We start from the raw sequence: 353 nt of genomic DNA, 5'->3' as shown, positions 1-353 counted from the left end.
GTCACCGTCAGTGGTCTCGAGACCGATGCCACTTGGGAAGTCTCCCTCGACGGCGGCACCAGCTGGGATGCTGGCACTGGCACCACCTTCACGCTGGACGAAGGCAGCTATGCCGATGGCACGGTGCAGATCCGTCAGAACGATGTCGCGGGCAACGTCAGCGACGCCGTGAACCTGGGCGCCGTGACCGTGGATACCACCGACCCGACGGGCAGCATCGCCTTCGTCGATGGTGACGATGGCCTCCTCAATCTGGCAGACATCAGCGCCGTCGATCTGACTGGCAGCATCGAGGCCGGCCTCGACAGCAGCAATGTCGTGATCACCATCACGGACAGCGCCGAGCCGGCCAA

General features: G+C 64.3%; 1 protein-coding gene. It reads left to right on the top strand.

The annotated features are described in order from the left end of the window. The coding region (locus QD172_RS17300) for a hypothetical protein (RefSeq protein WP_279856365.1) at positions 1-353 on the top strand (353 nt) is incomplete at both ends.

This window comes from Cobetia sp. 10Alg 146 (genome assembly GCF_029846385.1).
Taxonomy (GTDB): Bacteria; Pseudomonadota; Gammaproteobacteria; order Pseudomonadales; family Halomonadaceae; genus Cobetia; species Cobetia marina.
Note: the sequence above shows the minus strand (reverse complement) of the source record. Positions and strands in the feature narration are given on the sequence as shown.